This window comes from Pseudomonas protegens, assembly GCF_003363755.1.
Lineage (GTDB): Bacteria > Pseudomonadota > Gammaproteobacteria > Pseudomonadales > Pseudomonadaceae > Aquipseudomonas > Aquipseudomonas danubii.
Genome location: NZ_CP031396.1, coordinates 1,299,105 through 1,322,004 on the forward strand (window position 1 = coordinate 1,299,105; position 22,900 = coordinate 1,322,004).

Consider the following 22,900-nt stretch of genomic DNA (forward strand, 5'->3'; position numbering starts at 1 on the left):
GGCGGCGGCCTGCATCACAGCGGCGGGTCGTTGCCGATCGCGGCACTCAAGGCCTGGGCCAGGGCCGCCACCGAGTAGGGTTTCTGCAGGAACACGAACTCCCGGGTCTGGCCCTGGGCCAGGGCCGGGCTGTAGCCGCTGGTGAGGATCACCGGCAGCCCGGGGTAATCGCTGCGGATGCGGGTGGCCAGCTCGATGCCGCTCATGCCGGGCATCACCACATCGGAAAACACCGCCTGGAACACCCCCGGCTCCTGGCTCAGGCGACGCAGTGCCTCGATAGCGCTGGTGGCCCATTCGGTCTGGTAGCCCAGCTCGTTCAAGGCCTGGGCCAGCAGCACGCCCACTTCGGGATTGTCTTCGACCACCAGCAGCGTGGCCCCCTGGCCATCCACCTGCAGCGGCCCCGGACAAGGGGCCGCTACCGGGCTGACCACAGCTTCAGAGCGCGGCAGGTACAAGGTAAAGCGCGTGCCCTGCCCCGGCTGACTGTGGACCACCAGGCCACCGCCAGACTGCTTGGCAAAACCGAACACCTGGGACAGGCCCAGCCCAGTGCCCTTGCCCACCTCCTTGGTGGTGAAGAAGGGCTCGAAGATCCGCTCGATCTGCTGCGGGTCGATGCCGGCACCGGTGTCGGTCAGGGACACCGCGACAAAGTCGCCGTTCTGGGCGCCCTGGCTGGCGCTGGCGGGAATCTGCGCCACCCGCTCCACGGCAATCACTAGCAGGCCCTCGCCCTGCATGGCGTCCCGGGCATTGACCGCCATGTTGATCAGCGCGGTATCGAACTGGCCGGCGTCGGCATGGATGCAGCACGCTTGCTGCGGCAGTTCGATACGCAGTTCGATGCAGGCGCCGATCAGCGGATTGATCATCTGTGCCAGCAGTTGCACGCTGACGCCGACGTCGAAGGTTTCCGGGCGCAGGTTCTGCTGGCGGGCATAGGCCAGGAGCTGGGCGGTGAGCTTGCTGGCGCGGTCCACGGTGTCGGAAATCGCATCGATGTACAGCTGCCGGCGCTCCTCGCTGAGGTTGCGCCGCAGCAGGTCGGTGGACGAGCGGATCACCGTCAGCAGGTTATTGAAGTCGTGGGCGACCCCACCCGTCAGTTGCCCCACCGCCTCCATCTTCTGTGCCTGGCGCAAGATGTCTTCGGTCTTGCGCAGCGCCTGCGCGGCTTCACGCTCGGCCTGAATGTCACGCCCCACGGCATGCAGGTGCTGGGGGTCGGGCACGGCACTCCAGGACACCCAGCGATAGCTGCCGTCCTTGTGCCGAAAGCGGTTTTCCACCCGTGAAAAACTCTGACCCAGCGCCAGTTCGGTGCAGGCGTTGACCGCCGCCACACTGTCCTGGGGGTGGATGAAATCGTAGAAGCTGCTGCCTTCGAGTTCGTGCCGCTGCCAGCCCAGCAGTCGGGTCCAGGCCGGGTTCACGGCAACGATGCGCCCGTTGAAATCCGCCACCAGCATCAGGTCGGTGGACAGTTGCCAGATACGGTCGCGCTCCTGGGTGCGCGCCTGGACCCGCTGTTCCAGGGACTCGTTGAGGCGGCGCAACTGCTCCTCGGCCTCGCGGGTGGCGGTGATGTCCCGGGAGATGCAGAGGATCTTCTCCGGCTGACCGGCCTCATCGAGCATCGGCGTGACCTGCACATCCCACCACTTGGCGTTGCCGGCCAGGGTGTTGGCGGCGCCCTGGAACCGCGCCGATTCCCCGGCCTGGGCAGCGGCGATGGCGGCCTGGGCGTCAAGGTTGCCCTGGCCCTGCCAGAAGTCCGGCCAGGGGCAGCCGGCAATGGCATTGAAGTCGCTGACCTCCATGACCCGCAGGCCACCCTCGCTCATGAACGACAACTGACCATCGAGGTCCAGCACCTTGATGCAGTCATTGCTGCTGGCCAGCACCCGGGTATTGAGCTCGCGGGTCTCGCGCAGGCGCGACTCGGTGAGCCGGGCGTGCAGCCCCAGGCGCACCCGCGCGGTGGTTTCCACGGTGTGACACAGCACCCCCAGCACCTGCTCCTGGCGCTCGTCGAATATCGGGCTCATGGAAAACGACCACCAGGTCAGTTCCTCTCCGGGATAGCGCTGCATGTTCACCGGCAGGTCTTCATGACGGCAGGACTGGCCGCGGAACGCCTGCTCGACCATGGGTTGCACATCCGGCCAGGCATCGGCCCAGAGCGTCTCGATGGTCTGCCCCAGGGCATGGGCCAGGCGCGGCCCCAGTACCGGACGATAGGCATCATTGAAGAAGAACTGCTTCTGCGGGCCCCATAGCAGGTACAGGCTTTCAGGGGATTCGAGCACCAGGCTCAAGGTGCTGTGCAGCAGGCTGGGCCAGTGCTCCCGAGGGCCCACCGAGGTCTGCGACCAGTCGAACTGGCGGATGGCGGCACCGGTCTCGCCGCCGCGCCAGGTCTGGGGGGCGGCACCATCAGCAGAGGAAATAGTCATGGACTGCATCACACAAGGGGAAAAGGGGCTGCGCCGCCCATCAAGGGCCTGCGCAGGATAACTGACCCCTGGAATCCACGGAAGTTAGCAGGTGACGGCGAGCATGGCCCGGCTGTGGACCTCAGAAGGCCAGCTTGTAGCCGATGGAGAACAGCATGACCGCCAGGCATGGGCGCAAGATCTCGTCGGAGATCCGCCCGGTCATGTGGCTGCCGATCCAGATCCCCGGCAGTGAGCCCATCAACAGGAACCCCAGCAGGTGCCAGTCCATGTTGCCCATGCTGGCATGACCCAGGCCGGCCACCAGGGTCAGGGGCACGGCGTGGGCGATTTCGGTGCCCACCAGGCGCTTGGTGGCCAGGAACGGATAGAGGATGAACAGCGCCACAGTGCCCAGGGCGCCGGCGCCGATGGAGGTCAGCGCGACCATGGTGCCGAGGATCAGCCCGGTGACCACGGTCAGGCCGTTGAGACCGCGGGGGCTTGGCTGATAGTCGCTGCCGTGGCGCTGGGCGAAGGCCATGAGCTTCTTCTTGAAGACGATGGCCAGGGCCGTGAGCAACAGGACGAAGCCCAGCCCTTGCTTGATCACCGAGTTCAAGGCTTGGGGATCGGAGTCCAGGTTGTTCAAGAACCCTAGGGTCGCCAGTACCGCCGGCACGCTGCCCAGGGTCAGCCAGCCGGTGATGCGCCAGTCGATATTGCGGTTCTTCTGATGCACCAGCACCCCACCGGACTTGGTGATGGCGGCGTACAGCAAGTCAGTGCCCACGGCGGTGGCCGGGTTGATGCCGAACCAGAGCAGGATCGGGGTCATCAGCGAGCCGCCGCCCACCCCCGTCATGCCCACGATGAATCCCACTACCAGGCCTGCGATGACAAAACCGAAATTACCCACATCCATCAATAAAACCCTACAAATCACACGGCCAGGTAAAAAACTGGCGGCAGCATAGCGGCTAAAGCTTATGTCCATTTATATGAATAAAATCTAACGTTATAACCAGGGCCATTTTTTCCATGCGCCAGACGCATCGAGTGCCCGCCGCCCTTGCATCCGCCACATGCCCATCCAGCCCTCCCTGAACCGCCGGTGACATACACCGCAACCTGCGCATCCGGTATTCTGCTGGGCGCTCGCCGGGGCAAGCGATCCTGAGCTCACTCAGGTCCCGCCCCTTTCGTTTTCCAAGGAAGGCCCATGACACCCGACTCGACCCTCTACCAGATCGAGCAACAGCGCATCCGTTTCAGACGCCTGAACCTGCACCAGCAAGCCCCCGGACCCAGCACGCCGCAGCGTGGCAACTGGGGCCTGGCGTTGTCCGGGGGCGGCATCCGCAGCGCCACCTTCTGCCTCGGCGTTCTGCAAGCCATGGCCCGGGCGCCGGCACCGGCGACGGCCTCCACGGCCCCACTCCAGCCCGCGCCTGAAACCGCCACCGAGCACAGTCTGCTGTCACGCATCGACTACCTGTCCACGGTCAGTGGCGGCGGCTATATCGGCAGCTTCTTCTCCAGCCTGTTCCTTCCCGGACGCCTGCGCGAGCCCGATCCCCAGGACCCGGTGGGCCAGGCCGCCCGCGATGCCTACCAGGCGCTGCGCTTCGAGCCGCCGGGACGTATCAGCACCGGCGTCGACTACGCCCAGCAGCCCGTGGGCCAGGGCCCGGGTGCCTGGCTGCGGGAAAACGGCCGCTACCTGACGCCCACCAGCTCCGGCGACATGCTCTATGCCCTGGCCATGACCTGGCGCAACTGGCTGTCGCTGCACGCCATGATCGGCATGCCGATCCTGTTGATGCTCAGCCTGCTGACCCTGTTCCAGGTGCTGAGTCAGGCCAGCCTGCTGCTGTGGCCGCTGATGGCCGCCCTGCTGTTCGCCCTGCCTTGCGCCGTGGCGTACTGGCTGGTGATCCCCCAAGGCGATCTGGACCAGCCGCCAAACCTTGGCAACCCGGCCTTGCGCTTCATGCTGGCGATCGTCACCGGCCTGTGGATCGGCGGCGCCCTGGCCTATGACGTGGCCCAATGGCAGGTGGTGGGCACCCTGGCCCTTGGGGCCGCCCTGGTCGGCAGCAACGCGCTGCTGATCACCCACCGGCTGGTCCGCCGGCTGGCGGATCACCGAGACCCGGCCAAGGACAGCACCTGCAACAACTGCGTGCGCAACTACCGGGTGCAGATCACCCGCGCCCTGGGGCGAGCCATGGCGGCAGTGGCCATTCTGGCTTTCCTGGCCCTGCTGGTGACCGGTGCCGAAGCCTTGTATCGCTACCTGCTGGACTATCAGGCCCTGGCCACGCCCCTGCTGCTGGCGCTGCTGATGTGGCTGGTGCGCCGCCTGGTGCTGCTCAAGGATGAAAAGCCGCTGCCCGGCTGGATGCGCAAACTGCCCCTGGATGTCCTGGCGCTGGTTGCCGGATGCCTGCTGATGAGCCTGCTGTGCCTGTGCTGGGCGCTGCTGGTGCAATGGGTCGCCCATGACGCTGGCGCCATCAGCTACAGCGCTGCCGCTGCCTGGCGCCTGCTGGCCCTGAGCATGGTGACCGCCTTGCTGGTCTGCGTCAGCGGGCGCTTCATCGGCTTTCTCAACACCTCGTCGCTCCAGGCCTTCTACAGCGCCAGGCTGACCCGCGCCTACCTCGGCGCGTCCAATGGCCGGCGCTTCAACGGCCCGCCACAGCAGCGCCGCACCTACCTCAGCGTGGCCGAGCCGATGTCCAGCGACGACCTGTCGCTGCAGCAGTACTACGCCACCCCCAGTGCCGGGCCGGTGCACCTGATCAACGTCACCATGAACCTGACGGTGGACCCCGCCGAGCAACTGGTGCAGCGCGACCGCAAGGGCAAGCCTTTGTGCATCGCGCCGAACTGGGCCCCCTCAACCGAAGGCAGCGTCGCCAGCGACGGTCCGGCGGAACGCTACACCCTCGATGGCAAGCCCTACCGCCGTGACCTGAGCCAGGGCCCGGCCTCGGAAATCATGAGCCCCCTGAGCCTGGGCCAGTGGATCGGCGTCTCCGGCGCCGCCTTCAGCACCGGCCTGGGGCGAGCCAACAGCCTGGGCATGTCGCTGATCCTGGGGCTGGCCAACATACGCCTGGGCATCTGGTGGCCCAGCCACTTCCTCGATCCCGGGCAACAGCACTGGAAGCCCCGTGACCTGAAGCCCTGGACCTACTTCGGCACCCAGGCCTACCTGTTCTATGAGCTGACCTCGCGGTTTCATGGACATCGACGCGACTACCAGTACCTGTCCGACGGCGGGCATTTCGAAAACACCGCCACCTACGAGTTGCTGCGTGAGGGGCGCGGCGTGGAACTGATCGTCACCTGCGACAGCGGCTGCGACCCGGATTACCAGTTCGACGACCTGGCCAATCTGGTGCGCCTGGCGCGCATCGACCAGGCCCTGGAAATCCGCGAAGACCCGGGGGTACTGGCCCATCCCCAACTCAAGGGGCTGTTCGGCAGTCTGGAAGAGTTTCGCCAGCCACCGGGCGCCGACAGTCACAAGTGCGCCTTGCTGCTGAACGTCTACGCCCATAGCCCCGACACCCAGGCGGACATCGCGGCCACGCCCCACTGCCGGATCCTGGTGCTCAAGCCGCGGCTGATCGCCGGGCTGACAGCGGACGTCGTCAACTACGCCCGGGCCAACCCGGGCTTTCCCAACCAGAGCACGGTGGATCAGTTCTTCGACGAGGCGCAGTTCGAGAGTTATCGCCAGCTGGGGCTGCATATCGGCCAGCAGCTGTTTGGCCGCAGTGGCCAGTCCAACGAAATGGCCGAGGCCTTGTGGCGCTACCTGGATGATCCGCAGCCTTGAGGAAGGGCCAGCGGATCAACCTGAACCTCAGCGCGGCTGGTGCACCTTGACCGCTTCCAGCCACTGCGCCTCCAGGCGCTCCTGCTGCGGGTCGATGCCCTGCTCGGCCAGCAACGCCAGATGGCGCTCCACTTCACCCAGCATCTGTCCGTGGGCACTGGAGTTGGCGTCCAGCTGATGCATCTGGGTCAACCCCAGGTGATAGAAACGCAGCAGCTTGAGGGCCGCCGGATCGCCCGCCGCCACCCCGGCGGTGACATGATGCATGACATTGGTCACCCGCATCAGGCTGCGCTTGAGGCGCCAGCCATAGACCGCCGAGGCCATCCACGGTTGGGTCCAGAACACCGTGCGCAACAGCACGGCGCTGATCACCAGCCCGGTGAACACGCCGCCGGCATTCCACACCAGGTTATCGCCGCCGGGCTGGCCGAACACCGCCACCGCAGCGCTGGAAAACAGCATGGCCAGGGCGATGAACACCAGGGCGATGATCAGGGTGCTGCGGCGGGTTTGCCGGCGATAGAGTTCAGGGTCCTGCGGGGTGATGACGAACATGGGGGCGATGGGCTCCGGAAGCAGTAGGGAATTGAGCAGGCGGGCATTATCACCGCTGGGACCGGGAGCGGTGGCTTAAATCGTCGGCGCAGGGCAGAAATACTGCATAACCCTGATCCAGGTCGCGGTATTGCGCCCTCCCCCGCCTCAACGCCGACGCCCACGCAATGAACGCCCCAGGCGGCGCCAGCCCAGCACCACACCGCTGACGCTGATCAGCAAGCCTGCGGCGCTGAACAGGATCATCCACAGGTCCCACAAGGGGCGGTTGGCCAGCAGCGGCAGCCAGTCCCAGCTGTGCAGCAGGCCGAACAGCCAGCGCGAGGCGCGGCGCGGCTGGTCCAGTTGCCCGACGATGGCGCCGGTGTGCAGGTCCAGGTGCAGCCAGGTCTGGGCCGGGTCGTCGAAGCGCACCCGCAGCACCGGCAGGCGCTGCTGCAAGTGGCCCATCATGCTGTGGGGCTCGCGGGCGTAGTAATAGAAATCGTAGGCAGCCAATTGCTGGACAACCATCGGCCGCTCGGGGCGAATGGCCCAGGCCGCCTGGCGCAAGGTGTCGGGGTTGAACTGGCGCAGCACCTGCTGATCGTCCATGGCCAGAATCCGCGTGCGTCCGGCACCGTCGTAGCCGATCACATAACCCTTGCCGCCGATCATCCGCCACTCCAGCTCCCGGGCCTGCAGGCCGTCATCGGCAAAGCGCTGCAGGGCCTGGGCCGCGCTCAGGGGAAAGGCCGCAGCGTGCAGCGGTGCGCCTTGATAGGCCGCCACCGACAGGGGCTGGGAGCTGCTGAAGATTTTCCACGGGTTCATCGACATCAGGCCGCTGAAGATCCAGGTAATCAGCAGCACGCCGAACAGCATGCCGCCCACATGATGCCAGCGGGCAAAGCCCTGGTACGGCGAGTGCGAACCATTGCGATAGGTGCGTTTGAAGCGCCAGCGCAGCACGCCCACCGCCAGGCCGAGCACGGCCATCAGGGTCGCGGCCAGGGACAGGTAAGTGACGATCGGCCCCCAGGCGCCATCGATGCCGATGCCCCGCAGCGGGTACAGCCAGTGCAGCCAGGCACCAATCCAGTTCCAGCCACGCTCGGTGGCAGTGGCATCGCGCACCACCTCGCCCGTCGTGCCGGAGACATACAGCAGACGTCGTTCGGCATCGGCGGTGGCCACCCGCAGCAAGGGTCGGTCGGCGTCCAGGGCCCGGGATTGACTCCACATGTCGCCATTCACTGTCCCGCGATCACGCACCGCCACACCGGGGGCAAACTGCCGGGCCGCGGCCAGGGCCTCGACCCGGTCAGTGGGCAGCGCTTGCAGGCCGCTATCGGCCTCGATCGCTACCTTGCGCGGTCCTGGGTATTCGAGGATATAGCGCGGGGCGCCGGCCACCGTGGTCAAGCGAATGCTTGACGGCGCCAGTTCGGGATCGGCAGCGTGCAGCACCTGCTTCAGGTCAATGGGTGCATCGCCCAGTTGCAATACAGGCAAGCGTGACCAGTGTTCGGCGGGGGTCAGTTTGGGGTAGCCGACATACAGCATCACCACCCCGGAGATAAACCACAGGGCCATGAACAGGCAGGCAACAATGCCCAGCCAGCGGTGCCAGAGGTACAGGTAACGCTTCATCACAGGCTGCTCGCAAATGCGCGGGGCGCCATCGGGCGCCCCGCTGTCTCAGGTTAAAAGCGCGTTTGCAGCGCCAGCTCGAAGGTCCGCGGCGCCCCCAGGTACAGCTGGGTTTGCCCCGTGGTGCGGGCGTAGACCTGATCGGTCAGGTTGCGCACCCGGCCGGTGATCCGCGTATCGGCATTGAGCTGGTAGCCGACAAAGGCGCCGAAGATCGTGTAGGCCGGCGCATAGCGGGTGTTGGCCGCATTGGCATACATCGACGACACGTAGCGCGCATCGCCGCCCACCTGCCAGGACGGGGCAATGTCGTAGCTCAGCCACAGGTTGCCTACCTTGTCCGGGGTATTGGTGGGGCTGTTGCCCTTGCGCGACACCGGCCGGCCGCCGACGTTTTCATAGAACTCGTCGTACTGGGCGTCGACATAAGCGAAGTTGCCTTCGGCCAACAGCTTGGGCGTGACCCGCAACGAGCCCGCCAGCTCCACCCCGCGGGACGATTGCTGGCCCACCGGCTGGCTGCTGCCGGGGTTGCTCGGATCGGCGGTGGACAGGTTCTTGCGCTCGATGCGGTAGGCGGCCAGGGTCGCCGAGCCGCGGCCGTCGAGGAAATCGAACTTGCTGCCGATCTCCCACTGATTGCCGGTACTGAGGTCGAAGTCGCGCACCTGACCGTAGCTGGCGGTGGTCAGGATGCCTGCCGGTGGATCGGCAGCGGTGCTGTATTGCACGTAGACGTTGGCCGCCGGGGTCAACTCATAGACCAGCCCCAGGCGCCCGGTGGTGGGCCGGTATTTACGCTGGAAGAACGCCGGATTGGCCTCGGTGACGGCGCGGTAATTGGTCACTTGCAGGTCGATCTGATCGTGGCGCAGGCCGCTGAGCAGGGACAGGCGATCGGTCAGTTGCAGGCGGTTTTCCAGGAACAGGGCCCAGGTATCCACCTGGTTGCGGCGGTTCTTCTCGAAGCCGCGCTGCATGCCCGGCAAGTCCCAGAAGCTGCCCGGATCGAAAGCGTCCGGATCGACCCCAGGCAGCGAGCCCGACACCGAGCGCGGGTAGTTGCTCATCACGTTGTGGCTGTAATCGATACCCGCCGACCACTGGCTGTCGAGGCCGAACAGACTGTTGTGATGCAGCAGTTCGAAACGGTTGCCGTTGAGTTCCTGGGCGTGGCGCTGGAGCAGGATGCCAGAGCGCACCACCTGGCTGTTGTCACTGTTGTAGGCGTAGTTTTCCAGGTTGCGGTATTCGCGATCGGCGTTGTAGTGGTACAGGGTGTTGCGCACGGAAGTGCGGTCATTGACCTGATAGTCGATGATCGAACGCAGCCATTGCACCCGCTGTTCATAACGACCATCGCTGACGTTGTAGTTCTCGAAGCGCCGGCTCTTGTCCACCTCCATCTTGCCCCCCAGCGGGCTCAACGCCGGCGTGCCCCAGTAAGGGCTGTCGACGCTTTCGTTCTGGTACTCGTAGGCCAGGGTGTGGGACAGCTGGTCGTTGAAATCCGTCAACAGGGAAAACGCCGTGGTCCAGGCATCGCGCTGCTCGCGGTCGACATAACCGTTGCTGGTGGTGTGGCTGACATCGAAACGCGCGTAGTGGCGCGGCCCGGCGCCGTCGTTCAGCGCATGGTTGAAACCCAAGGAGGTTTCTCGGCTGTCGAAGGAGCCATAGCTGACCCGCCCTTCATTGAACGACTCGGTGCGCGAAGGCAGCTTGGTGATGTAGTTGATGGAACCGCCCACCGCGCCAGTGCCGTAGAGAAAGCTCGACGGCCCGCCGACCGCCTCGACCCGGTCGTAGATCCAGCTGTCCACGGGACGGGCGGCGATGGAGTCGTATTGCACGCTGATGCCGTTGAACAACTGAGTGATCTGCGGCCCGGAGAAACCGCGATAGGAAACGAAACCCGGAATGCCCGGCGATGACGCCGCGTTCATCCCCGGCACGCTGGCCAGTATGTCCTGGGTGTTGGCGGCGCCGCGCTGCTCAATCTGCTGGCGGTTGACCACATTGACCGACGCCGGGGTTTCCCGCGGGGTCAGGCCCAGGCGCGAGCCGGTGGTGGTCTGGGTATCCAGTTGCAGACCAGTGGCTTGCACTTCATCGGCGCTGATGCGCGTCTGCGGCAATTGCAGCGTGCCCTCGGCCAGGGCATTGAACGACAGGGCACAGCACAGCGCCGCACAACTGGGGGAGCGATACAGGAACTTCATGGACTCGGACTCGAAAAAAATCATCAAACACCCCGGCCGCCGTCGCCATCGCGACCGCAGACTTAAGTACCGGGAGATGAAAAGCACGCGACGCCAGGGCAATCGCGAAGCAGCGCTAGGCGCTCAGTGGGGGAGCCCGAGGATTGAGTGACGGCCAGGAGTAACGCGGCGGCGCCTTGCTGCCCCGCTCGACCTTGACCCGCGCCGAGTGCCGTACCAGCAGCAGCCAGGCCAGACAGAACAGCAGCCCCAGGCCCAGGCTCACCGCCGAGCACAGGGGGCAGACAAAAGCCCCCATGGTGCTGGGGCCAGTCTTGTCGCTGGAGCTGTCATCCAGAGTTGATGCAGATTCGCCCAGGGCGTGACAGAACTGCCCACCCACGCCGGTGATTTCCAGTGCAGCCATCTGTCCATGACCCAGACCGCAGACGAACACGTTGAACAGCACGCAGAAATACAGCGTCCAGGCAATGTGAGGGCGATGTGCGGAAGAATGGGTCATGGCGGCAAGGTTAACAGTGAAAAACGCACTGGAAAATCACCTATGCATGGCGAGCAAATCTCATGGGCCCGCCTGCGGTGAGGTTGTGGCGAGCTTTATAGCCGACTCGCGAAGAGCGAAGGATCGGACCAGAACTAAAGTCGCCAGGTGAGCCCGTGCCTGGGCGGAACAATGCTGCCCATGCCCATGATGGCTTTTAGCCTTGATGCGCAAGAAGTTGCGCACTCGAATGTGAGTAAGCCTGTGGGCACATCGCTGTAAGCATGACGCTCAGGGCTCTACAGAGGAGTGCGCAAGAAGTTGCGCAGTACTGCGCAACTTCTTGCGCACTTTCTATAGGAATTCAGGCTGGAAACAGCCTGTTGAACCTTGGATTTCCATCAAGTGATTGATTGGCAAGGGGTATTGGCAGGTTGGCATGAGTCTTGAGAAGTCCCAGGAGCCCGGCCGGCCATTCAGGCCTCCGGGTTTTCCGTACATCCAAGCAAGGAGAGCAACAATGGCAACCCCAGCGTATATGTCCGTCACCGGTACCAAACAAGGTCTGATCACCGCCGGTGCCTTCACCGCTGACTCCGTTGGCAACACCTACCAGGAAGGTCACGAAGATCAAGTCATGGTCCAGGGCTTCAGCCATGAAGTGATCATCCCCCGCGATCCGCAGTCCGGTCAGCCCACCGGCCAGCGGGTACACAAACCGGTGAAGATCACCAAGGTCTTCGACAAGGCTTCACCACTGCTGCTCGCGGCCCTGACCTCCGGTGAGCGTCTGAGCAAGATCGAAATCCAGTGGTTCCGCACCTCCGCCGCCGGCACCCAGGAGCATTACTTCACCACCACCCTGGAAGACGCGATCATCGTCGACATCAAGGACTACATGCACAACTGCCAGGACCCGTCGAACGCGCACTTCACCCACCTGGAGGACGTCGAGTTCACCTACCGCAAGATCACCTGGACCCATGAAGTGTCGGGCACTTCGGGCTCCGATGACTGGCGTACCCCGGTCGCCGGCTAAACCCAGCGACACCTTGCCACCCCATCGGTCAGCCGCACCGACCGATGGGCTTTGCGCTCCCAGGCACGTCTGAGGAGGCACACCGGTCATCCGTTGGATAGGACGAGTCTCGGGAAAACCGAGCACCGACTGCACACTCCCTGATCGCTCGTGCTGTCAGGGGGGATGAGCACTTCACGAAGTGGAGATGTGTGTCATGCGTCAAAGGGATTTGCAGTTCACGTTTTCCGTGCTGACCGCGCAGGTAGCGTTCGAGGTTGTCGAGTTCACCCTGGAAGAAGCCTTGTCCGAGCCTTTTCGCCTGACGCTCGAACTGGCCAGCGACAACGGTGCCATCGACTTCGGCCAGATCCTCGACCAGCCGGCCTTGCTGACGATCTGGCAAGGCGGCCTGCAGGTGCGGCATGTCCACGGCTTGGTCAGCAGCTTCACCCAGGGTAAAACCGGCTTTCGCCGCACCCGTTACCGCCTGCTGGTGGAGCCGCAACTAGCTCGGCTGGCCCTGAGCTCCGACTGGCGTATTTTTCAGCAGAAGACGGTGCCCGAGATCCTCAAGTCGGTGTTGGACGAGCACGGCGTTCTTGATTACCAGCCCTACATCCACACCCCGCATGCGCCACGTGAATACTGCGTCCAGGCCGGAGACACCGACCTCTATCTGTTCGACCGCATGTCCACCGAGGAAGGCCTGTTCTATTTCTTCAAGCACGATGCCAACGCCCACACCCTGGTCCAGGGTGACAAGTTGTACGTCCACCCAACCACAGCAAACCCTCAGCGAAGCGGTGCGCGACCTGGGGCATGGCGCCAACGACGAGTCGCAGCAGAGCAACGGCGGCAACCCGGCCATCGCCCTGAGTGGCCAGGCGGGTATCCGCCGCACCCGCAGCAACGGATATGCCCACCAACAAGACCGCTCCCTCAGGTTCCACGACCACTACGCGCCCGAGCGGGATCAAGCTCCCTAGCCACGTCAAGCCACCCAGCAGCAATGCCGGTCATCCGCCTATGTGCCCCAACGCACAGACACCCTCCCCCACTCCCGCCACCGTCAAGGTTGCAGCTTTTTGCCTGAAACGTTCGTCGCGACGGTGCATCGATTTGACCGCACGCCCCGCTCCCGGCCCTCCCTCGCACCCCGTGCCGAGGGACGGCTCTGTTATGCCAAGGAAAACATGGACAGTCATTGGACCCACACATTCCTGAGGTTCTGCCGTCTGCCCGCCGCCAGATACGGCCAATGGAAGGCCTCGCGCAACAGCGTCGAATACGAAGCGCCGCTGCGCTCGGAATTGTTCAGCAGTGAACAGATGGCCAGCCACGGCACCCTGCTGGCGCACCAGCACCGCCTGAGCCACAGCCGCAACCCCGACTGGCTGCTGGCACGCCTGTCGGACAACGCCAGCGCCCTGGCCAGTTGCTGCAAAAGCCTGACCGCCGCCACCGGCAGCTCGCCCCGGGCCACCCCCGCCGCCGAATGGCTGCTGGACAACTACTACCTGCTGGAAGAACAGATCCGCATCACCCGCACTCACCTGCCCCGGGGCTACAGCCGGCAATTGCCGCGCCTGGCCAACGGCCAGTCGGCGGGTCTGCCACGGGTCTACGACATCGCCCTGGAAACCATTTCCCACGGCGACGGCCGGGTCGACAGCGAAAGCCTGGGGCGTTTCGTCGACAGCTACCAAAGCGTCACCCCGCTCAAGCTCGGCGAGCTGTGGGCGATTCCGATCATGCTGCGCCTGGCCTTGATCGAGAACCTGCGGCGCGTGGCCTTCCGGGTCATGGCCAACTGGAGCGAGCGCAATCTGGCCAACGACTGGGCCGACCGCCTGATGGAAACCGCCGAGCAGGACGCCAAGAGCGTGGTGCTGGCGGTGGCCGACATGGCGCGCTCGGCACCGCCCATGAGTGCCGCCTTCGTCGCCGAACTGGCGCGGCGCCTGCAGGGCCAGAACGCCGCCCTGGTGCTGCCCCTGGCCTGGATCGAGCAACTACTGGGGGAAACCGGGCTGAACATCGAGCGCCTGGTACAGCTCGACGCCCAACAGCAAGCCGCCGATCAGGTGTCCATCAGCAACAGTATTTCCAGCCTGCGCCTGCTCTCGGCCAGCAACTGGCGCGAGTTCGTCGAGCTGATGAGCCGGGTCGAACAGGTGCTTCAGGACGACCCGGCCCAGGTCTACCGGCGCATGGATTTCGCCACCCGCGACCATTACCGGCATGTGCTCGAACGCCTGGCCCGCCACTGCCCCCTGAGTGAAGAACAGGTGGCCCGCCAGTGCATCGAACTGGCCCGCGCCCACTACTGCGCCGAGGCCCCGGAAGCCGTGGCCGGCCATGTCGGGCATTACCTGATCGGCGCCGGACGCCGCACCCTGGAACAACAGATCGGCGCCCGAGTCCCCCTGGCCGAACGCGGCCGGCGCTTGCTGACCCAGGCGCCCCTGGGCTTTTTCCTGGGGCCGGTGATGCTGCTATCGGCGCTGTTCGCCTGGCCGTTTCTCGATGCCCTGTATCAGGAAGCCAGCCCCGGCCATTACTGGCTGGCACTGTGGGCGGTGCCGGCGTTGCTGCTGGCCAGCCGCCTGGCCATTGGCCTGATCAACGGCCTGGTGACCCTGACCGTGGCCCCGGGCATTCTGCCGCGCCTGGACTACAGCGAAGGCATTGCGCCCCGGGCCCGGACCCTGGTGGCGGTGCCCTGCCTGTTCGGCAACGCGGCGGATGTCGAAGAGCTGGTGGAAGGCCTGGAAGTGCGCTTTCTGGCCAACCGCGATGCCCAGCTGTACTTCGCCCTACTCAGCGACTTTCTCGACGCCCCCAGCGAAACCCAGGACGGCGACACCGCCCTGCTGGCGCTGGCCCGACAAGGCATTGAGGCGCTGAACCTGAAGTACCCCGAAGAGGCGGTGGATCGCTTCTACCTGCTGCACCGGCCACGGCTGTGGAACGCCGCCGAACATTGCTGGATGGGCCACGAGCGCAAGCGCGGCAAGCTCGAAGACCTCAACGCCCTGCTGCGCGGCCGTGGCCAGGAACGCTTCTCGCTGATCGTCGGCGATATCCAGGCCCTGCCCGAGATCACCTATGTCATCACCCTGGACAGCGACACCCAACTGCCCCGGGACGTGGCCCAGCAATGCGTGGGTGCCATGGACCACCCGCTGAACCGCCCACAGACCGACCCGCTCAGCGGGCGCATCGTCAGCGGCTACGGGATTCTCCAGCCGCGGGTCGGCATCAGCCTGTCGAGCACCGCGCGCAGCGCCTATTCCCGGCTGTTCGCCAGCGATGCCGGGATCGATCCCTATACCCGCGCGGTGTCGGACGTCTATCAGGACCTGTTCCAGGAAGGCTCCTTCGTCGGCAAGGGCATCTATGCCCTGGACACCTTCGAGCAGACCCTGGGCGGGCGCTTTGCCGACAACCGGATTCTCAGCCACGACCTGATCGAGGGCTGCTACGCCCGCTCCGGGCTGCTCAGTGATGTGCAGCTGTTCGAGGAATACCCGGCGCGCTACAGCACCGACGTCAAGCGCCGCCAGCGCTGGATTCGCGGCGACTGGCAACTGCTGCCCTGGCTCCTGCCCTGGTCGCCCAAGGCCGCCGGCGGCCTGGAAAGCAATCGCCTGAGCCCGCTGGCACGCTGGAAAATCCTCGACAACCTGCGCCGCAGCCTCGAACCCCTGGCCTTGCTGAGCATGCTGCTGTGGGGCTGGCTGGGCTCCACCCAGCCCCTGGCCTGGACCCTGGCGGTGCTGATTGTGCTGCTGGTGCTGCCCCTGTCCGCCGCCTTGCGCGAGCTGGTGCACAACACCCCGGAAGTGCCGTTGCTGCAACAACTGACCGCTGCCCTGGGCAGCGCCGGCCAGCACCTGTCCCGGGCCCTGTTGCCCCTGGCCTGGCTGCCCTATGAGGTCGCCTACAGCCTGGACGCCATGGCCCGCGCGTTGTGGCGCATGGGCATCAGCAAAGCTCATCGCCTGCAGTGGCAACCGTCCCGGGAAGCCGAGCGCGGCCCGGATGACAACCTGCTGCAGCTGTACCGGCGGATGTGGATCGGCCCGTTGCTGGCCCTGCTGCTGACAGGGCTGCTGTGGCCGCGGCCGCAACTGCTGATGGCCGCGCCCTTGCTCCTGGCCTGGCTGGCCGGCCCGGCCCTGGCCTGGTGGCTCAGCCGCCCGGCAAGCCAGGTGGCGTTCGAGCCTTCCAGCGGCCAACGGCGTTTCCTGCAGAGCCTGGCCCGCCGCACCTGGGGCTTTTTCGACCAGTACGTCGGCCCCGATGACAACTGGCTGGCTCCGGACAATCTGCAGGAACAGCCCCAGCAGCGCATCGCCCATCGCACCTCGCCGACCAACCTCGGGCTGGCCCTGCTGGCCCATCTGGCGGCCCACGACTTCGGCTACCTGAGCAGCCGCCGACTGATGCAACGCCTGGAGCAGATGCTGGCCAGCATGGGCCGGCTGGAACGCTATCGCGGGCACTTCTACAACTGGTACGACACCCAGAGCCTGCAACCCTTGCCGCCGCGCTATGTGTCCACCGTGGACAGCGGCAACCTGGTAGGCATGCTGCTGACCCTGCGCCCCGGCCTGCAGGCCCTGGTGGATAGCCCTCCGGCGCTGCTGCAGATCGCCAACGGCCTGCTGGACAGCCTCGATGTGTTCCAGGACGCCCTCACGGCGGCCGGCCAGGACACCGCCCCAGTGCTGCGCTGGCGCCTGGAAACCCGCGCCGTGCATGAGCACCTGAGCCTGCATGCCGATGTGGCTCCGGATGCCTTGCTGGGGCTGCTGCAACGGATTGCCGACAGCGTCGAGCAGGCGCAGGCCGGCACAACGGACGATGTGGACTTCTGGCGCCAGGCACTGGCCGCGCAATGCCGTGACCTGCATGACGAACTGCAATGGCGCTGCCTGCCGCCCATGGCCGATGGCCGCCGCTTCGGCACCCTGAGCTGGCGCCAGCTGGCCCAACTGGACGCCGGGTATTGGTTGCCGATGCACCATGAGCGGATCGCCGCCGTGCAGGAGCTGGCCCTGGAGCGCATAAGTTGCCTCAGTCGATTGCTGGAAGCGGTAGCCAGCATGGCGCAGATGGACTTCGGCTTTCTCTACGACACCCGTCGCCACTTGCTGGTGATCGGCTACAACGCCGATGAACACCGCCTGGATGCCGGTTACTACGACCTCTTGGCCTCGGAAGTGCGCCTGACCCACTTTGTCGCCATCGCCCAGGGACAGTTGCCCCAGGAAAGCTGGTTCGCCCTGGGCCGCCTGCTCACCAGCAGCGCCGGCACCCCGGTGCTGCTGTCCTGGACCGGTTCGATGTTCGAATACCTGATGCCGATGCTGGTGATGCCCAGCTACCAGGGCACCCTGCTGGACCAGACCTGCCGCGCCGCGGTGGCCCTGCAGATCGAGCACGGCCAGCAACTGGGCCTGCCCTGGGGCGTGTCCGAGTCGGGCTACAACACCCTCGACAGTCAGTTCAACTACCAGTACCGGGCGTTCGGCGTGCCGGGCCTGGGGCTCAAGCGTGGCCTCGGCGCGGAACGGGTGGTGGCGCCCTACGCCAGTGTCCTGGCGCTGATGGTGGCGCCCCAGGCCGCCTGCCAGAACCTGCAGCGCCTGGCACAGCTGGGGCTGGGTGGACGCTTCGGCCTCTATGAAGCCGTGGACTACACCGAGTCGCGCCTGCCCCGGGGCCAGGACCATGCCGTGGTGCAGTCGTTCATGGCTCACCACCAGGGCATGAGCCTGCTGGCCCTGGCCTGGTTGCTGCTGGATCAACCCATGCAACGGCGCTTCGAATCCGATCCGCAGTTCCAGGCCATCGCCCTGCTGCTGCAGGAACGGGTGCCGAAAACCGCCGCCCAGTACCTGCACGCCGCCGGTGCTCCGGAAGCCGACGAAGCGGCCCGGGCCCATGAAAACAAACTGCGGGTATTCGCCGACCCGGACCGCAAGCGCCCGGCCGTGCAACTGCTGTCCAACGGTCACTACCACCTGATGCTCAGCAGTGCCGGTGGTGGCTACAGCCGCTGCAACGAACTGGCGGTGACCCGCTGGCACGAAGACCCGACCCGCGATCACTGGGGGCAGTTCTGCTACCTGCGGGACGTGGCCAGCAGCGACTTCTGGTCCGCGGCCTACCAGCCAACCCGCCGCCGCCCAGAGCATTTCGAGGCGATCTTCACCGATGCCCGGGCCGAATTCCGGGTACGTGAACGGGACTTCGACAGCCACCTGGAAATCGTCGTGTCCCCCGAGGACCCCATCGAACTGCGCCGCCTGCACCTGTGCAACCGGGCCCGGGGGCGCCGCAGCATCGAGCTCACCAGCTACGCCGAGGTGGTCCTGGCCCCGGCCCAGAGCGATGCGGCCCACCCGGCCTTCAGCAACCTGTTCATCGAAACCGAACTGCTGCCCAGCCTGCAGGCCATCGTCTGCAGCCGCCGGCCACGGGCCCAGGAGCAGCCAGTGCCGTGGCTGTGCCACCTGCTGGCGGCCCACGGCGTGGACATCGACGCCATCTCCTATGAAACCGATCGCGCACGCTTTATCGGCCGCGGCCGGGATCTGGCCTCGCCCCTGGCCCTGGACCCGCAGGTCGAACGACTCTCGGGCAGCGCCGGACCGGTGCTCGACCCGATCGTGGCGATCCGCTGCCGGATCACCCTCGACCCCGGCCAGAGCGCCACCATCGACCTGGTGACCGGGGTCGCCGAGAGCCGCGAACACTGCCTGCAACTGATCCACAAATACCGTGACCGGCACCTGGCGGACCGGGTCTTCGACCTGGCCTGGACCCACAGCCAGGTGCTGTTGCGCCAGCTCAACGCCTCACTGGCCGAAGCCCGGCTGTTCCAACAGATGGCCGCCTCGCTGCTCTATGCCAACGCCAGCCTGCGGGCCGACAGCAGCCTGCTGCTGGCCAACCGCCGCAGCCAGTCCGGGCTCTGGGGCCAGGGCATTTCCGGGGACCTGCCGATCGTCCTTTTGCAAGTGGGCGATCTGGCCAACATCACCCTGGTGCAGCAACTGATCAAGGCCCACGCCTATTGGCGGCAGAAAGGCCTGGCGGTGGACCTGGTGATCTGGAACGAGGATCAGGTCGGCTACCGCCAGCAGCTCCAGGACCTGATCATGGGCCTGGTGACCTCCGGCAGCGAAGCCAGCCTGATCGACCGTCCCGGGGGCATCTTCGTGCGTCCGGCCCAGCAATTGTCGGGCGAAGACCGGGTGCTGATGCTGGCGGTGGCGCGCCTGGTGATCAGCGACAGCCGCGGCAGCCTCGCCGAGCAGGTCCACCGGCGCCGCGCCGATCCGTCGCTGCCGCGCCTGGAAGCGCCCCTGGTGCGCCTGCCACAAACGGCCAGCAGTGCCCCGCCAGCCCCGCTGCCGGAACTGATCCTGGAAACGCCCTACGGCGGCTTCAGCAGCGACGGCCGCGAATACCTGATCACCCTCAACCCCGGGCAACCGACCCCGGCGCCCTGGGCCAATGTGCTCGCCAACCCGCTGTTCGGCACGGTGATCTCGGAAAGCGGCGGCGCCTACAGCTGGCGCGAAAACGCCCACGAGTACCGCCTCAGCCCCTGGCACGACGACCCGGTCAGCGACCCCAGCGGCGAAGCCCTGTACCTGCGTGACGAAGACAGCGGCCAGGTCTGGTCGCCCACTCCCCAGCCCTGCCCCGGCAACGGCAGCTATCGCACCCGCCATGGCTTCGGCTACAGCGTGTTCGAACATGAGGAGAACGGCATCCACAGCGAGCTGACGATCTATGTGGCGCTGCAGGCGCCGATCAAGTTCTCGCGGTTGAAGATCCGCAACCGCAGCGGCCGGCCAAGGCGCCTCACAGTGACCTGCTACGTGGAATGGGTGCTGGGGGAATTGCGCGGTCGCTCGGCCATGCATGTGGTCACTGAAAGCGATCCGGTCAGTGGCGCGCTGTTCGCCCGCAACCCCTACAACATGGAGTTTTCCGGGCATGTGGCGTTTCTCGACACCGACTCGGCGGTGCGCAGTTTCACCGGCGACCGCAGCGAGTTCATTGGCCGCAACGGCAGCCTCGCGGCGCCGGCCGCATTGACTCGGGGGCGCCTGTCCGGGCGTTCCGGCGCCGGTTTCGATCCGTGCGCGGCGATGCAGGTGGCGCTGGAGCTGGCGGACGGCCAGAGCCAGGAAGTACTGTTCCGCCTGGGGGCCGAGGTGGATGCCAAGGCCGCAACCCGAAGGGTCCTGCAATACCGCGGCACGCAGATGGCGCAGAGCGAACTGGCCGCCGTGCACCAGCACTGGCAGCACAGCCTGGGCACACTGCAGGTGCATACCCCGGACCCGGCCATCGATGTCATGGCCAACGGCTGGCTGATGTACCAGACCATCGCCTGCCGCTTCTGGGCGCGCAGCGGTTTCTACCAGTCCGGTGGCGCCATCGGTTTTCGCGACCAGTTGCAGGACAGCATGGCCATGATCCACGCCGAGCCGATCCTGGCCCGCGAGCACCTACTGCTCTGCGCCGCCCACCAGTACCCCGAGGGCGACGTCCAGCACTGGTGGCACCCACCACAGAATCGCGGGGTGCGCACCGGCTGTTCCGATGACTTCCTCTGGCTGCCCCTGGCCACCAGCCGCTATGTGCAGATCACCGGCGACCGCAGTGTGCTGGAGGTTGAAGTGGGTTACCTGGAAGGTCGCCAGCTCAATCCCGGGGAAGAGTCCTACTACGACCTGCCCCAGGCCAGCGGACTGCGGGAAAGCCTCTACCGCCACTGCCAACGGGCCATCGAGCACGGCTGCCGGCGCGGCGTCCACGGCTTGCCGCTGATGGGCACCGGGGACTGGAATGACGGCATGAACCGGGTCGGCGAGCGGGGCCTGGGGGAAAGCGTGTGGCTGGGGTTCTTCAGCCACGAGGTGCTGCAGCGGTTCGCCGTCACCGCCGAACAGCACGACGATCCGGCCTTCGCCCGGGCCTGTCGCGAGCAGGCCCTGGCCTTGCGCACGGCCCTCGACAGCCAGGCCTGGGACGGCCAGTGGTATCGCCGGGCCTGGTTCGACGACGGCCAGATCCTGGGCTCCGCCGACAACCAGGAATGCCGCATCGACTCCATCGCCCAGAGCTGGTCGGTGCTCTCCGCTGCCGCCAGTGACGTCCGCCAGCATCAGGCCATGGAGTCCCTGGACCGGCATCTGGTGCGCCGCGACAGCGGCGTGGTGCTGCTGCTGGACCCGCCGTTCGCCCACAGCCCCCTGGACCCGGGCTACATCAAGGGCTATGTGCCCGGGGTGCGGGAGAACGGCGGCCAGTACACCCACGCGGCGATCTGGGCCAGCATGGCCTTCGCCCGTCTGGGGGACAGCGCCCGGGCCTGGGAGCTGCTGCACATGATCAACCCGGTGAGCCGACGCAGCGCCGAGCAGGTGGCCACCTACCGAGTCGAACCCTATGTGATGGCCGCCGACGTCTATGGCGTGGCGCCCCACACCGGACGCGGCGGCTGGAGCTGGTACACCGGCTCGGCGGGCTGGATGTACCGGCTGATCGTCGAGTCGTTGCTGGGGCTGCGCCGCGAAGGCGAGCAGCTGTACATCGAACCGGTGATCCCGGCCCACTGGCCGGGCTACAGCCTGGACTACCGGTTTGGCGCGACGGTCTACCACATCGAGGTGCAGCAGACTCCAGGCGCCAGCCTCAGCCTGAGCCTGGACGGACGCCCCCTGCCGGAGCTGGCCATCCCGCTGCTGGACGACGGCACCACACGCCGGGTGTTACTCACCTGGCCCGTCAGTGTCCCACCGCCGCAGACCGGGCATTCCCCGACAGCGGCCATCACCGAGTCGGCGCCATGACAGACACCGGGCAACGCCCTGGACTACCCTGAGTGAGCGCTGACGCCTTGCCATCCGGTGGTTCTGAGATGTTCGACAACCTTGGGCTCGGGCCCAATCACTTGCTCAACGCACTGCCGGCCCAGGTGCAAGAGCGCCTGCTGCCCCACCTCAAGCCGGTGCCCCTGGCCCTGGGCCAGGTGCTCTACGAGTCCGGGGATATCCCGCGCCACGTGTATTTCCCCACCGACGCGGTGGTGTCGCTGCTGTACCTGATGGAGAACGGCGCCTCGGCGGAAATCGCCGTGGTGGGCAACGAAGGACTGGTGGGCGTGTCCCTGGTCATGGGCGGCGAGAGCACCACCAGCCGGGCCATCGTGCAAAGCGCCGGGCATGCCTTGCGCCTGCCCGGGCAGCGCCTCAAGGACGAGTTCAACCGCCACGGCGAGATGCTCCTGCTGATGCTGCGCTACACCCAGTCGCTGATCACCCAGATGGCCCAGACTGCGGTGTGCAACCGCCACCACTCCATCGACCAGCAACTGTGCCGCTGGCTGCTGCTGTCCCTGGACCGCCTGCCGGGCAACCAGTTGGTGATGACCCAGGAGTTGATCGCCAACATGCTCGGGGTGCGCCGTGAAGGGGTCACCGAGGCCGCCGGCAAACTGCAGCGCCAGGGCATCATCGAGTACAGCCGGGGACGCATCAACGTCCTCGACCGGCCGCGCCTGGAACAGCACAGTTGCGAGTGCTACGCGGTGGTGCGCAAGGAGACCGCGCGGCTGCTGCCGTACTTGCCGGGCAGCCAGGGCGACGAGCCGGGCTGAGG

At 66.0% G+C, this 22,900-nt stretch carries 10 protein-coding genes and 1 pseudogene; 5 read left to right on the top strand and 6 right to left on the bottom strand.

The genetic code is table 11. From position 1 onward, the window contains the following. Window positions 1–14: 14 nt before the first annotated feature. Entirely contained in the window at window positions 15–2,462 is a 2,448-nt protein-coding gene (locus DWF74_RS05570) for a hybrid sensor histidine kinase/response regulator (protein WP_115582423.1), read from the bottom strand. Between the two features lie 121 nt (window positions 2,463–2,583). Then, window positions 2,584–3,366, bottom strand: a complete 783-nt coding sequence (locus DWF74_RS05575; RefSeq protein ID WP_102864605.1) for a sulfite exporter TauE/SafE family protein — start codon at window positions 3,364–3,366, stop codon at window positions 2,584–2,586. 297 nt (window positions 3,367–3,663) lie between these two features. On the opposite strand from DWF74_RS05575, the gene DWF74_RS05580 reads away from it, so the two are divergent. Next, window positions 3,664–6,294 (top strand): hypothetical protein, encoded by a 2,631-nt coding sequence (locus DWF74_RS05580; RefSeq protein ID WP_115580551.1) that lies wholly within the window; start codon window positions 3,664–3,666, stop codon window positions 6,292–6,294. Between the two features lie 27 nt (window positions 6,295–6,321). Here the strand turns inward: DWF74_RS05580 and DWF74_RS05585 are convergent, their stop codons facing one another. The 4 genes from DWF74_RS05585 to DWF74_RS05600 all read right to left on the bottom strand — a co-directional run bounded on the left by DWF74_RS05585 (window position 6,322) and on the right by DWF74_RS05600 (window position 11,208). Further along, entirely contained in the window at window positions 6,322–6,852 is a 531-nt protein-coding gene (locus tag DWF74_RS05585; RefSeq protein ID WP_102881875.1) for a DUF3087 domain-containing protein, read from the bottom strand. A 147-nt stretch (window positions 6,853–6,999) separates the two neighbouring features. Then, window positions 7,000–8,484, bottom strand: a complete 1,485-nt coding sequence (locus tag DWF74_RS05590; protein WP_115580552.1) for a PepSY-associated TM helix domain-containing protein — start codon at window positions 8,482–8,484, stop codon at window positions 7,000–7,002. 53 nt (window positions 8,485–8,537) lie between these two features. Then, window positions 8,538–10,706, bottom strand: coding sequence for a TonB-dependent receptor (locus DWF74_RS05595; protein ID WP_102864961.1), 2,169 nt, complete (start codon window positions 10,704–10,706; stop codon window positions 8,538–8,540). A gap of 115 nt (window positions 10,707–10,821) precedes the next feature. Beyond that, complete coding sequence (locus DWF74_RS05600; protein WP_102864601.1) at window positions 10,822–11,208, bottom strand: DUF2946 domain-containing protein; 387 nt, start codon at window positions 11,206–11,208, stop codon at window positions 10,822–10,824. A 499-nt stretch (window positions 11,209–11,707) separates the two neighbouring features. On the opposite strand from DWF74_RS05600, the gene DWF74_RS05605 reads away from it, so the two are divergent. The 4 genes and pseudogenes from DWF74_RS05605 to DWF74_RS05625 all read left to right on the top strand — a co-directional run bounded on the left by DWF74_RS05605 (window position 11,708) and on the right by DWF74_RS05625 (window position 22,898). Next, a complete protein-coding gene (locus DWF74_RS05605; protein ID WP_025129830.1) occupies window positions 11,708–12,226 on the top strand; it encodes an Hcp family type VI secretion system effector in 519 nt (172 codons plus the stop codon). Window positions 12,227–12,422: 196 nt separating this feature from the next. Beyond that, a pseudogene (gene vgrG / locus DWF74_RS05610) lies at window positions 12,423–13,022 on the top strand (type VI secretion system tip protein VgrG); the annotation flags it as partial. A 379-nt stretch (window positions 13,023–13,401) separates the two neighbouring features. Further along, complete coding sequence (locus DWF74_RS05620) at window positions 13,402–22,092, top strand: glycoside hydrolase family 94 protein (RefSeq protein WP_115580553.1); 8,691 nt, start codon at window positions 13,402–13,404, stop codon at window positions 22,090–22,092. Between the two features lie 68 nt (window positions 22,093–22,160). Then, window positions 22,161–22,898, top strand: coding sequence for a Crp/Fnr family transcriptional regulator (locus DWF74_RS05625; protein ID WP_115580554.1), 738 nt, complete (start codon window positions 22,161–22,163; stop codon window positions 22,896–22,898). Window positions 22,899–22,900: the final 2 nt, after the last annotated feature.